Annotated in this window: 8 protein-coding genes; 4 read left to right on the top strand and 4 right to left on the bottom strand. The window is 44.9% G+C overall.

Annotated elements, in window-relative coordinates; genetic code table 11:
- Positions 1-49: 49 nt before the first annotated feature.
- A complete protein-coding gene (gene dinB, locus ACFBZI_RS05670; protein WP_375715427.1) occupies positions 50-1,108 on the bottom strand; it encodes a DNA polymerase IV in 1,059 nt (352 codons plus the stop codon).
- Between the two features lie 173 nt (positions 1,109-1,281).
- Positions 1,282-3,345 (bottom strand): methionine--tRNA ligase, encoded by a 2,064-nt coding sequence (gene metG / locus ACFBZI_RS05675; RefSeq protein WP_375715428.1) that lies wholly within the window; start codon positions 3,343-3,345, stop codon positions 1,282-1,284.
- Positions 3,346-3,984: 639 nt separating this feature from the next.
- Between metG and cysS the strand changes: the two genes are divergently transcribed.
- Both cysS and ACFBZI_RS05685 read left to right on the top strand, forming a co-directional pair.
- Complete coding sequence (gene cysS, locus ACFBZI_RS05680) at positions 3,985-5,436, top strand: cysteine--tRNA ligase (protein WP_375715429.1); 1,452 nt, start codon at positions 3,985-3,987, stop codon at positions 5,434-5,436.
- A 29-nt stretch (positions 5,437-5,465) separates the two neighbouring features.
- Positions 5,466-6,461 (top strand): WG repeat-containing protein, encoded by a 996-nt coding sequence (locus ACFBZI_RS05685; RefSeq protein WP_375715430.1) that lies wholly within the window; start codon positions 5,466-5,468, stop codon positions 6,459-6,461.
- A gap of 150 nt (positions 6,462-6,611) precedes the next feature.
- On the opposite strand, the gene ACFBZI_RS05690 is transcribed toward ACFBZI_RS05685, so the two are convergent.
- Together ACFBZI_RS05690 and ACFBZI_RS05695 are read right to left on the bottom strand one after the other, a co-directional pair.
- Positions 6,612-7,913 carry a homoserine dehydrogenase gene (locus tag ACFBZI_RS05690; RefSeq protein WP_375715431.1) on the bottom strand — a complete coding sequence of 434 codons (1,302 nt, stop codon included), beginning with the start codon at positions 7,911-7,913 and terminating at the stop codon, positions 6,612-6,614.
- Positions 7,914-8,163: 250 nt separating this feature from the next.
- Complete coding sequence (locus ACFBZI_RS05695; protein ID WP_375715432.1) at positions 8,164-8,982, bottom strand: DsbC family protein; 819 nt, start codon at positions 8,980-8,982, stop codon at positions 8,164-8,166.
- 235 nt (positions 8,983-9,217) lie between these two features.
- On the opposite strand from ACFBZI_RS05695, the gene guaB reads away from it, so the two are divergent.
- Both guaB and ACFBZI_RS05705 read left to right on the top strand, forming a co-directional pair.
- On the top strand, positions 9,218-10,690 hold the full coding sequence (gene guaB / locus ACFBZI_RS05700) for an IMP dehydrogenase (RefSeq protein WP_375715433.1): 1,473 nt from the start codon (positions 9,218-9,220) through the stop codon (positions 10,688-10,690).
- Between the two features lie 392 nt (positions 10,691-11,082).
- Positions 11,083-13,221, top strand: a complete 2,139-nt coding sequence (locus ACFBZI_RS05705) for a TonB-dependent receptor domain-containing protein (protein WP_375715434.1) — start codon at positions 11,083-11,085, stop codon at positions 13,219-13,221.
- Positions 13,222-13,666: the final 445 nt, after the last annotated feature.

The following is a 13,666-nucleotide window of genomic DNA, read 5'->3' on the forward strand; positions in this document are numbered from 1 at the left end:
TTGATGATTTTAAAATAATTTAAAAAACAATCAAAAACAGCAAAACATTTTAAAATAATGATAATTGCGTCTGTGCTTGTTGGCTTTGTAGATTTGAAAAAGTAACACCAACCAGACGAATTGGCTGCTGGCGGGGGATTTGGCGAAACAGCTCAAGCAGCCATTGATAGGCGGTATCGGCAGAATCGTAAGCGGACTTAAGCGAGTGGCTGCGAGTGATTTGGCTAAAATCGGCATAGCGAATCTTGAGTGTAACGGTGTGGGCTTGCAAGTGGCGAGCGATGAGATCGTCAAAGGCCTCGCAGGTTTGCTCTTTGAGTTTTTTGAGCAAAATGTCATCACGGTGGATATTTTCGCCAAAGGTGATTTCGGTGCCGATGGATTTGCGGACACGGTTGTTATTGACCGTGCGTGTGTCGATGCCGTGGGCGATGTCGTGATAAAACTGCCCACGCTTTATGCCAAATAACGCCACCAAAGTCTCAAGGGGTGTCAGTCGCAGCTGCCTGCCAGTGCGGACGCCGATGTCGTGTAGTCGCTGGGTACTGGCCTTGCCGATGCCGTGAAATTTCTCAATCGGCAAAGAATCAATCAATGCTTGGGCGTGCTGGGGCGGAATGATGGCGATGCCGTTGGGTTTATTAATGTCTGATGCGATTTTGGCGAGCATTTTGGTGTGTGAGACGCCTGCCGATGCCGTCAATCCTGTTTGCTGATAAATATCGGCACGCAGCTGGTTGGCGATGCGTGTCGCCGAACCATAAAGCGGCCAGACATCGCTGACATCTAGGTAGGCTTCATCAAGCGATAACGGCTCAACGATTGGCGTGATGGCACGCATCAGGCCTTGAATCTGTTGGCTGATTGCTCGATACACTTCAAATCTGGGTCTGACAAAAATGGCATGTTCGCACAGTCGTTTGGCTTCACGGCAGCTCATCGCCGAATGAATGCCAAATTGCCGTGCTTCGTAGCTGGCGGCAGCAACTACCCCACGCCCATTGGGATCGCCGCCGACAATCAGCGGCCGATGGCGATAGGCGGCACAATCTCGCTGCTCAACACTGGCAAAAAATGCGTCCATGTCAATGTGGATAATTTTACGCATACTATCATTATACTATGTTTTATGCCCTGTTTGCCATGCCAATCAAGCCTTGCATGCCTTGGTTGATTTTATTTTTAACTTTTTGCTCTGGCTTTGACTTTACCAATTGATTTGCATAAACAAACGCCCATACACCGTGCGGCATATGGGCGATGGATTTTTTCAACTTTGTGTTATGCCAAAGTCGCTCCCACAGGCATCGTCTCTGGCAAAGTAACCACGGTCAGCTGTCCGTCTTTTTCGGCGGACAAAATCATGCCTTCAGAGATGCCAAATTTCATCTTGCGTGGGGCTAGGTTGGTTACGCAGACGACTTTTTTGCCAGTCAGCTCGTGCGGCTGATAGAACTTGGCGATGCCACTAAAGACATTACGAGTGGCAGATTCGCCGACATCTAGCGTGAATTGTAGCAATTTGTCGGCCCCTTCGACAGCATTACACTCGATGACATGAGCCACTTTCATGGTAACTTTGGCAAAGTCATCAATGCCGATATATTCGCCTTTGTCGCCGTCTGCCAAGTTTGCTTGAGTGCTTTTTTTGTCGGCTTTGGCGGTCTTGGCAGTGCCATTATCGCTTAGGCTTTCTTTGGAATCTTGTACCATGGCATCGATTTTGTCTTTTTCGACACGGCTCATCAGTGGGCTAAATGGGTTGATTTGATGAGCGACCAAATCGGTATGGCGACTGTCAAAGTTCAGCGTCTCAACATTTAAAAATGCACGGGCATTTTCTGCCAATACTGGCAAAATTGGCGATAAATAGATGACCAATTTATGAAAAATATTTAACGCCACGGTGCAGACGGCTTGCACTTCGTCTGTTTTGCCTTCTTTGTTTAACGCCCATGGTTTTTTGGTGTCGATGTATTCATTTGCCATATCAGCACACGCCATAATCAGGCGTGATGCACGAGAAAACTCACGAGCTTCATACGCTTTGGCGATCTCATCACCAGCGGCGATGACTTTGGCGACCAGCTCAGGTTCGGCTAGGGTATCGGCAAGCATGCCGCCGTTGTTTTTGTGGATAAAACCTGCCGAGCGAGATGCGATATTGACCACTTTACCGACCAAGTCTGAGTTTACTTTTTGCATAAAGTCTTCTAAGTCAAGGTTAATATCTTCAACGCTTGCCGACAATTTGCTGGCAAAATAATAACGCAAATATTCAGGATTTAGGTGGTTAAGATAGGTTTCAGCCTTGATAAATGTCCCACGAGACTTGCTCATTTTTTCGCCATTGACGGTCAAAAAGCCGTGAGCATTGATGGCGGTTGGCGTGCGATAACCAGCCCCTTCTAGCATCGCTGGCCAAAACAGAGCGTGGAAATACACGATGTCCTTGCCGATAAAATGATACAGCTCGGTTTGGCTGTCTTTTTTGAAATATTCATCAAAATCCATGCCATTGCGTGAGCAGAGATTTTTAAAACTTGCCATGTAGCCAACAGGAGCGTCCAGCCAGACATAAAAATATTTTTCTGGCTCGCCCGCTGGTGTGTTGGGAATCTTAAAGCCAAAATACGGTGCATCACGGCTGATGTCCCACGGTGCCAGACCTGCATCAAACCATTCAGACAGCTTGTTATAAATCGCTGATTGCAGGCGGTTGTCCGCCTTTGTCCAAGTTTTTAAGAAGGCATCAAATTTTGGCAAATCAAAGAAATAATGCTTTGATGATTTGATAATCGGTGCCGAATTACTCAAGGTTGAATAAGGATTGACAAGTTCTGTGGCGTTATAGGTGCTGGAGCAAACTTCGCAATTGTCGCCGTATTGGTCTTTGGCACCGCATTCTGGGCATTCGCCTTTGACAAAGCGATCCGCCAAAAACAGCCCCTTTTCGGTGTCGAATAATTGCTCGACATCTTTGGTGAAAATGTAGCCGCCTTGCTCAAGTTTGTTGTAGATTTCTTGGGAAAATTGCTCATTTTCTGGGCTGTGCGTTGAGTAATAATTATCAAACCCAATAAAAAATCCTGCAAAATCCTTTTCGTGGCTTGCCTTGACGGTGGCGATTTGTTCTTCGGGAGTGATGCCAGCGGCTTCGGCTTTTAGCATGATGGCAGTGCCGTGAGCGTCGTCGGCACAGACATAAGTGACGGTATGCCCCATGGCTTTCATCGCTCGCACCCAAATATCAGTCTGGATATACTCAACCAAATGCCCCAAATGAATCGGCCCGTTGGCGTACGGCAAGGCACTGGTCACTAAAATTTTACGATTGGCATTCATATTAACCCCGAGTATGATTGTTAAAATATGGCAAATGATTATAAATTGTTGCTAAATATCAATAAGCTAAATATTAATACTAAACATTAATAATAGGCAACAAAATCAATAAAAAATCAATAAATAAATATGCGGTCAGCAAAAGCATAAAATACCGCTATTATAGCCTAAATTTGTGCCAAAATCACCCAAAACCATCGCCATCAAGCCAAAGCGTGTGCGGTTTGATGGGATAAAAGCGGATTTGACCAAGCCATGAGCAATTATTTATCAGTGTTTAATAGCAATCTTTAAAATAAATTTTGGTCAAAAGCAGTATTGATAAGCCGTATTTTAATCAGTCATCATATCAATTTATCCAAATTGTCTTGATGATTATGCTTGATGCTTATGCTTGATAAAAGCTGGCTTAAAATTGGGTAAAAATTGGTCAAGGGTCTGGGCAGTAGTTAAAAAATTTGGACGAAATTTGGTGAACTTTGGATAAAACTTGCCAAAAAGTTTGGGCAAATTGGGGTAAATTTGGGCAAAGATGGCGGTTTTTTGCTGAAATTATTGTTAAATTTTGGTATGATGTTGGGTTTGATTTATGCTCAATATTCAAACACCTAAATTATTCAAAACAATCACGGATTTTTTATGACCATGACCGATCACCCTTTATATCACGCCCAACAAGATTTGGTGCTGTATGATACTTTGAGTGCCACAAAACGCCCATTTACGCCGATTGAAGCTGGCAAAATCGGCATCTATGTCTGCGGTATGACGGTGTACGATTATTGTCATATGGGCCATGCTCGTGTGATGGTTGGCTTTGATGTGATTGTCCGTTGGTTGCGGCAGCTGGGCTACGATGTCAATTATGTGCGTAATATTACCGACATTGACGATAAAATTATCAATCGTGCCAACGAAAATGGCGAGACGATTTCGGCTTTGACCGAGCGATTTATCCAAGCGATGTGGGCGGACGAAAAGGCGTTGGGCTGTGCATCGCCCAACCAAGAGCCAAGAGCCACCGACCACATTGACGATATGCAAGCCATCATCAATACTTTGGTCAATAAAAACCTTGCCTACCAAGGCGGCAATGGCGATGTGTATTATGCGGTGGATAAATTTGCAGGCTATGGCAAACTCTCCAAGCGTAAACTGGACGAGATGCAAGCAGGGGCATCTGAGCGTGTGGCAGCGGCGGACGATAAGCAAAATCCGTTTGATTTTGTGCTGTGGAAATCCGCCAAGCCGTCTGAGCCGCATTGGCAATCGCCATGGGGTGTGGGTCGCCCTGGCTGGCATATCGAATGCTCGGCGATGAGTACCTGCTGCTTGGGTGAGACTTTTGACATTCATGGCGGCGGACACGATTTGCAATTTCCGCATCACGAAAACGAAATCGCCCAGTCCGAAGGTGCTAGCGGCAAAAGCTACGCCAACCACTGGATGCACATGGGCTTTATCAATATCGATGGCGAAAAAATGAGCAAATCTTTGGGCAATTTTTTCACCATTCGTGATGTTTTGGCAAAATTCCACCCAGAAACGGTGCGTTTTTTCTTATTGTCCAGTCACTATCGCAGTCCAGTGAATTTTTCTGACGCTGCCCTAAAAGAGAGCCACACGGCACTGTCTCGCATTTATCAATCGCTAAAATCCGCCGAAACCATCGGCGTTATCGCCAGTGACGAACAGGCGTGGGCAAGCCAAGCAGGGCAAGACTTTGCTGCTGCGATGAATGATGATTTTAATACCGCTAAGGCGGTGAGCGTGCTGTTTGGCGTGGCAGGCGAGATTAACCGAGCCATCAAAGCTGGCGAGCCAGACAAGGCGGCTGCTCATGCCGTGGTGCTAAAGACTTTGGCGGCGGCACTCAATATCGCCCAACTGGCACCGAGCGAGTTTTTACAAGCCAAAATCGGTGCTGATGATGGGCTTAGTGATGAGCTGATTGAGCAAAAAATCGCCCAACGAAAACAAGCCAAAGCAGATAAAGATTTTGCCCTAGCAGACGCCATTCGTGATGAACTCAAGGCGGCAGGTATCGAGCTAGAAGACAGCCGAGCTGGCACGAGCTGGCGAAGAGTTTAACAAATCTTGATTAATATATGAGGATTTTTATGATAATCCAAAGTATTGCCAAGATAAATTATGGCCTAAAAATAATCCTATTGGCGATGTTGTCAATCAATATCAGCAATGCCTATGCTGATGATGAAACATACGCTAGTGTGGCGTGTATCAAACCAAAAACCGAACAGCACTTTGATCATGTAGGCTGCCTAAACAAAAAAGGCATCGCTATTGTTGGTGATAATATGCAAACGGTTTTTGGTGATTTGCCTTATCCGATGGGCTTGGTGGATAAGTCAGGTAAGTTGATTTTACTCAACCAATATCACCATATTTATATGCCAAGTGATTGGGAGTATGACAACTCTTTGCCGATGTCTGATGCACTCATTTTGGTAGAAACACGAGAATTAAGCCAAGACGAGATGTTTGGCAATATAGATGTGGTCAGCGATGCTTGGGGATTGGTGAATGCCAAGGGAGAATTTATCGTTCCCATAGGGGTGTATGACAAGATCAATAAGTTTTATGATAACGGCTTGGCAAGCGTCAAAAGCAATGACAAATATGGTTTTGTCAATACCAAAGGGGAGCTGGTCATTCCTTTGATGTATGATTATGCGTTTGGGTTTTCTAATGGCTTTGCCGATGTTCAATATCAAGGTTTTTATGGCGTCATTGATGTCAATAATAAAACCATCGTTGATTTTAATTATCAACATATTCAATCATTAAATCCAAACTTGTTTGCTGTCAAAAACAAAGACCGATATGCTTTGATGGATATTCATTCAACACTTCTAACTGGCTATGACTATGATATGATCATGGACTTGGATTATAAAAGTTTGTATCGAGTTGAGCAATCCAATAAATATGGTGTAATCAATGCTAAAGGTGAGATAATCGTGCCTGTGATGTATGATTATGTGGATATTGACTACCAACAATCATCTTATCAGAACGAAAAAACCTATCTTTCTGCAAGCATTGATGACAGATATGATGTTTATGATGAGCAAGGTGTTTTAATAGATAAGTAGGGTCTATTTGCCATACATACTCCAATTATTTGATAATGCGAGAATGGGTGTATATCAAGTTTGATAGGGCAATCACCAATAAAAAAGATGGTCATCACAAACCATCTTTTTTATTATTTTGTTTTGGTGAAAATTGCCAATTTGGATAAATTATTCCAAACTTTCTAGGCGGATACGCACCACAGGCTCAACCACTGCACCCAATGCTTCGATTTGGGCGATGGCGGTGTTCATTTGTTTTTCAAGCACTGGCAAAGTTAGGATAATAATCGGCACCAAGCCTGATTTGTGGGCATCACGCTGCAAAATCGCATCGATATTGATGCCATTATCACTCAAAATGCGAGTGGCGTCCGCCAATACGCCCACTTCGTCCTTGACCGTCAGACGCAGATAGTAGCCTGAAGTCATCTCATCGCTGGTCAAGATGCGAGTGTCTGACAGCTCTTCTGGGATAAAGGCAAGGTGTGGCACATCGCTTGGCGTGGCAGCCTTAATAACATAAATCAAATCCATCACATCAGCCATCACCGCTGAAGCTGTCGCTCCAGCACCAGCCCCATCGCCATAATACAGCGACTGCCCCAGTGGGTGAGCGTCAATCATCACGGCATTTTTGACGCCATTGACATTGGCAAGCAGGGCTTGCGATGGAATCAAGGCAGGGTGAACACGCAGCTCAATGCCATGCTCACGGCGAATGGCAAAGCCCAAATGCTTGATGGTGTAGCCCAACTCTTTGGCATAGACCACATCTTGTAAGCTGATTTTGGTGATGCCTTCGCAATAGACTTTGTCAAATTGCACAGGAATCCCAAAGGCAATCGACGCCAGCAGGGACAATTTGTGTGCCGCATCAATCCCTTCGACATCAAAAGTTGGATCGGCTTCGGCATAGCCTAGGGCTTGAGCTTCTGCCAGCACATCGCCAAACTTGCGATTTTTTTGTTGCATCTCAGTCATGATAAAGTTGCCCGTACCATTGATGATGCCAGTTAGCCAGTCAATTTTATTGGCTGCCAGTGCTTCACGCACGATTTTGATAATCGGAATGCCGCCAGCCACCGCTGCTTCGTAGCGGACTTGCACGCCATGCTCTTCGGCAAGTCTAAAAATCTCGTTGCCGTGCTTGGCAAGCAGGGCTTTATTGGCAGTAACCACATGTTTTTTGTGGCGAATGGCGTGCGTGATGACTTCATAGGCGACATCCGTACCGCCGATGACTTCAATGACAATATCAACATCGTCAGACTCAGCAATCGCCAATAAGTCTGCCGTCTGATGAATGCTAGGATCAATATCATCACGCTGGCGGCGTGTGCCAACATGAGTGACAGCGATCTGATGACCGCTGCGGCGAGCCAGTTCATTGGCGTTGTCTTTGATCAGATTTAGCACGCCAGTACCGACAGTGCCTAGACCTAATACAGCAAGATTGATGGTATTATTCACAAAATACTCCGTTATATCGGAAAAAGTCAATCAAATTTCATATCAAACCGAGCAAATGCCAAGCCAAGCCGAGCAATCGCCCAAAAATCAGAATGCGTTTATTAAACTGATTAAGTTACCATAACTTCAGTTTTTACGCCATAGTTTTTTATCAATTGCCCAAATTTTTCTGCCAATTTGCGATTTTGCCAAATGTTTGGATTTGGCTGGATAATTGATTGGGTAATTTGTCGGACAATTTGGCAGTGTTTTAGCGGTATTTTTTGGCAAGTTCGGCAAGTTCTTTGGCAGGAATATAGCCGCCGATTTGCCGTCCAGATTCGCTAAAGATGGCAGGCGTGCCACTGACACCCAAGTTACGACCCAGCGTGATGTGTCGCAGCACAGGGTTAGCACAAGGGGCGGCTTGCACGGATTTGCCGTTTTTGGCGTCGGTCAATGCCGCATGGCGATCGGCACTACACCAGATGGCTTCAGCAAGTGGCACATCGCTTGGCGAGCGTGGCCATGCCAAATAACGCACTTCGATGCCTGCTTTGGTGATGCTGTCAATTTCGTGGTGCAGCTTTTGGCAGTATTGACAAGTCGGATCGCTAAACACATAGATGGCGGCTTGTGTTTTGCCTTTGGCAGGATAGATAATCATCTCATCGCTTGGCACTTGGCTTAGGGCGTCTTTTGCCAATTTGGCCTGAATATTAGCGGCGATATCCACAGGACGCTCACCACCCAGCTCGACAATTTGCCCCTGAATCAGATGCGTGCCAGCTTTATTGGTAAACATGGCAGGGGCATCGTCAAAGCTCACCCAATAAATATCAGGCATGGCAGTGGCGATGGCGGCGGTAACTGTGATATCAGCACCTGATTTTTTTAGGTTATCCTGCAAGGCTTTGACCACAGTGTCATCGCTCATGCTCGCCGCTTGACTGCTTGTCGTCTGACTGCTGGCGGTGTGAGCTTGGCTGTCTGTCGGTGCTTTGGCGTTGGTCGGCTGATTGCAAGCGGTGATCAGTAGTGTGCCGATGATGGCGGCGGATAGGGGTAGGTGTGAAAAAATGGATTTCATAATCAACTTTTTTATGGCAAAAGTTTATTATGCCAAAATTTATAAACGCTGCCAACCAAATTTATGGCATTTGGCTGCTTTTGTGGGGTTTGTTTGTTTTGATAAGAGTTTTGTGTCGGTTTATTAAAAATTTACTTGCCAATCATATCAAATTTTTGATACAATACGGCGTTATTTCAAACCTGCCTTTGGCGTATTTTTCGCCAGTCCATGGCACTCACACAGGAAATAACCTATGCTACGCATTGCCTACGACGCATTGACATTTGATGATGTCTTGCTCTTACCTGCCTATTCTGAAGTCCTACCCAAAGAAACCAACCTAAGCACTCGCCTGACCACCGACATTCAGCTAAATCTGCCCATCATCTCAGCGGCGATGGATACGGTTACTGAGTCAAAAATGGCAATCACCATGGCACAGCTTGGTGGCATGGGTATTATCCACAAAAACATGGACATCACCCATCAAGCACGCCGTGTCCGCCATGTTAAGAAATTTGAAGCAGGCACAGTGGCAGATCCGATTACAGTTACCCCAGAAGTTACCGTAGGTGAGCTGTTGGCACTGACTCGTGAGCATAAAATCAGCGGCGTTCCTGTCATTGAAGCTGGCAGTAATAAAGTGGTCGGCATTGTAACGCACCGTGATTTACGCTTTGAAACCAATCTAAATCAGCCTGTCGCCAATGTCATGACACCAAAAGAAAAATTGGTTACGGTCAAAGAAGGCGAAACCCAAGAGCGTATCAAGGCACTGCTACACCAGCACCGCATCGAAAAAGTGGTGGTCATCGATGACGATTACCGTCTAAAAGGCTTGATTACGGTCAATGACTTTACCAAAGCCGAAAATAACCCAAATGCTGCTAAAGACAGCAAAGGTCGCTTGCGTGTGGGTGCAGCTGTGGGTACAGGTGCTGATACCGAAGCCCGTGTCGAAGCACTGATTGATGCTCAAGTTGATGTGATCATTGTGGATACCGCTCATGGCCACTCAAAAGGCGTAATTGACCGTGTGGCATGGATTAAGAAAAATTATCCAAATGTCCAAGTCATCGGCGGCAATATCGCCACTGGTGATGCGGCGTTGGCATTGATGGACGCTGGGGCAAATGCGGTCAAAGTCGGCATCGGCCCGGGTTCAATTTGCACCACTCGCATCATCGCAGGTATCGGCGTGCCGCAGATCAGTGCCATTGACAATGTCGCCACCGCACTCAAAGATCGCATTCCGCTGATTGCCGATGGCGGTATCCGTTTTTCGGGCGATATGGCAAAAGCCATCGCAGCAGGGGCGTCGTGCATCATGGTCGGCAGTCTGCTGGCAGGTACCGAAGAAGCACCGGGTGAAGTTGAGCTGTTCCAAGGTCGCTACTACAAGGCATACCGTGGCATGGGCAGCCTAGGAGCGATGAGTGGTCAAAATGGCTCATCAGATCGCTATTTCCAAGATGCCAAAGACGGTGTCGAAAAACTGGTTCCAGAAGGCATCGAAGGTCGTGTACCATACAAAGGCCCAGTCTCTGGAATCATCGGTCAGTTGGCAGGCGGCCTAAAATCAAGCATGGGTTACACAGGTTGCCGCACCATCGAAGAGATGCGTAAAAATACCGCCTTTGTTAAAGTAACTTCCGCTGGTATGAAAGAATCTCATGTTCACGATGTGCAAATCACCAAAGAAGCACCAAACTATCGCCAAAACTGATCAGATTTGACAAAATGGGCTGATTAAAATTAAATTAAGCCAATTTGTCGATTTATTAAAATCAAACCCCAAAGCCAAACGGTTTTGGGGTGTTTTTTTTGGTTTTTGCTGTCTTTATTTAAGTTTTTTATAACTATTATGCGTATTTTATATTTAATATGATTATACAAATAATTAATATAAAATAAATGTAAATAATTTACATTTATTTTGACAATTGCTATCAATTATCATTTACAAGACAAAAATAGTTTGGTAAAATTCTCACAATTCTTAAGCATACCTTGCCAAATTTTCTGAAATATTGCAATTTTAGTTAGTTTTAATTAAAAATGTATAGAGCTTTGGTCAGGGTAAATTTGGTTTGTTAAAAAATCATAATCGGAGATGTTATGAATAAATTCCAACTATTGCCATTGACTTTGGCGGTGAGTGCGGCATTTGTCAGCACTGCATACGCTGCCGACAGTGCCACCCCAAGCGTTGTGTTGCCGACCGAATATGTGGTCAGCGACCGCCAAGGTACTAAGGTTAAGACCAATGTCGTAACCACCGCCATCAAGGACGAAAGTACAGCAACCGATCTGCGTGGGCTGCTCAAAGAAGAGCCAGCCATTGAGTTTGGCGGCGGTAACGGCACTTCGCAATTTATCGCTATCCGTGGCATGGGTCAAAACTCCATCGATGTCAAAGTGGATAACGCCCACAGCGATGGTCAGATGCTATATCACCAAGGCCGCCATCAGTTAGATCCTGCTTTGGTCAAAATCGTCTCGGTACAAAAAGGGGCAGGTTCGGCATCGGCAGGTATAGGTGCAACCAATGGTGCGATCATCGCCAAGACCGTTGATGCTAAAGATTTATTAAAAAATAGTGATAAAGACTGGGGCGTAAAAGTAAACGCAGGTTATAGCGAAAATTCAGATTCGTTTAACTATGGCGTGGCGGCATTTGGTAAGACGGATCAGTTTGATTTGTTGCTTTCTGCCAACCAAGCGGACGAAAAAGATTATAAAGCGGGCAAAGATTATCAAAATCCGCTTAACAAAACCAACACCATTCCATTCAGTGCCTTGGACAAGCATAGCTATCTTGCCAAAGCAGGCGTGAATTTGGGCAACCATCGCTTTGTGCTTAGCCACACGCACCAACAAAACAAAGGCGTGCGTACCGTGCGTGAAGAATTTACCGCATTTGGTGGCGAAAATGATGTGCAAGCCCCTGTTTATCGTGAAATGACGGTAGAAAATACCAACTTAGAATGGACAACCAAAAATTTGGGTATTGGCGACATCACTGCCAACGCTTATCTGCTAAAAAATGAGCGTTATTCAGCGGACGATTCAAAATGTGGCTACTGCGGCAATATCGCTGGCCCAACCACCACGACCATTGAAACTCAAGGGGCAAACTTTAATCTAGATACCAAAGTGGGTGAGTCCACTACGGTCAAATATGGCCTTAACTATCGCCATCAAGAAGTTGAGCCAAGCACACACCTAAAAGCAACCGATATAATTAAGACTAAAAAGCATGGACCAATCCCATTGGGCGTTGATGTGCAAAATCCTGAAAAAACCGACACAGGTGCTTATGTGGAAGTCATCAGCGATGTCGGTCCTGTAACGCTAACGGGTGGTTTACGCTATGATCATTTTAATTTTAAGGCGATGGACGGTAAAGAAGTTTCTGATGGCGAATTAAATCCAAGCCTTGGTATCATTTGGCAAGCCACACCATCGCTAAGCCTACACGCCAACCACAACTATGCCACTCGCAGCCCACGCCTGTATGATGCACTAAAAAGCCACGGTGCAGGCGGCATTATCAGCATTGCTGACAACACCAAAGCTGAGCGTGCTCGCAATACCGAAGTTGGCTTTAACTTCGATCATCAATTTGCCAATGCTGGTAAGCTGAGCGTTGATGGTGGTTATTTCTGGCAACGCATCGATGATGCGGTGGTCAATCCACAAGATCGCCATGAGACCAAGACAATCCAACAAATTGAAAATATTGGTCATATCACCAACGAAGGCTATGAGTTGGGCATTGGCTATCAGTTGGGCGGCTTTACCGCACGAATTGGCGTTGCTGAAAGCGATCCAAAAGTCCATGGCTTAGTCACACGAAAAGCTGATGGCACGACCACTCCATATACCGATGATTTGAAGCCTGAATTTGGCTTTGTGGTCGGTCGCACTTTGACCAGTTCGCTGTCTTATCGCTTTAATAATCCAAACCTAGAGATTGGCGTGCGTAATCGTGATGTGACTAGAACTGAAGGCTCGCTCAACCAAAACTTCGTGTTCACACCGAGCGGAAAAGCCCCAAATCCGCCAGTGCGTCCAAGCTATAATGTGACTGACATTTACGCCAACTGGAAACCGTTGAATAACAACAAAGTGAATGTGAATTTTGCGGTAAATAACATCACCGACAGAACTTACACCGCTCACGCTCAGCGTCCGGGCAGGGGTATCACCGCCCAAGGTCGTGATTACCGTGTGGGCATTAACTTCACTTTCTAATCTCGACCCAAAAGCAAATTTTAGCCAATTTGTTACCGAACACTCAAGATTGTCTTGGGTGTTCTTTTTTTTGGTGGTGTGTGTTTTTTTTGATAAATTTTTGACAAATTTTGGGCAAAAAGCGGTTTTGGTGGACTTTGGCTGGATTTTGACCAAACTTTGATTAAGTTTTGATAAAGCTTGGTTCAGTTTTGATGAAATTTTGATGGTTTTTGGCAATTTTATATGGATTTTGTCGTAATTTGCATGATTTGGTAGCATTTTGGGCAATTGGCAGAGTGAGTGATAACAAATTGATTTTTATATAACTTTATCAACAAAAGATTTTTTTTAGTGAAAATAATTACTATTTGATATGCGAAATATGATTAATTATTATTTACATAATTAAAATCTTTTGATACAATTTGCTTGACTTTTACGATTGACATAGCAATTATACTTA

It is taken from the genome of Moraxella marmotae (genome assembly GCF_042219885.1).
In the GTDB taxonomy this organism is placed as follows: Bacteria; Pseudomonadota; Gammaproteobacteria; order Pseudomonadales; family Moraxellaceae; genus Moraxella; species Moraxella marmotae.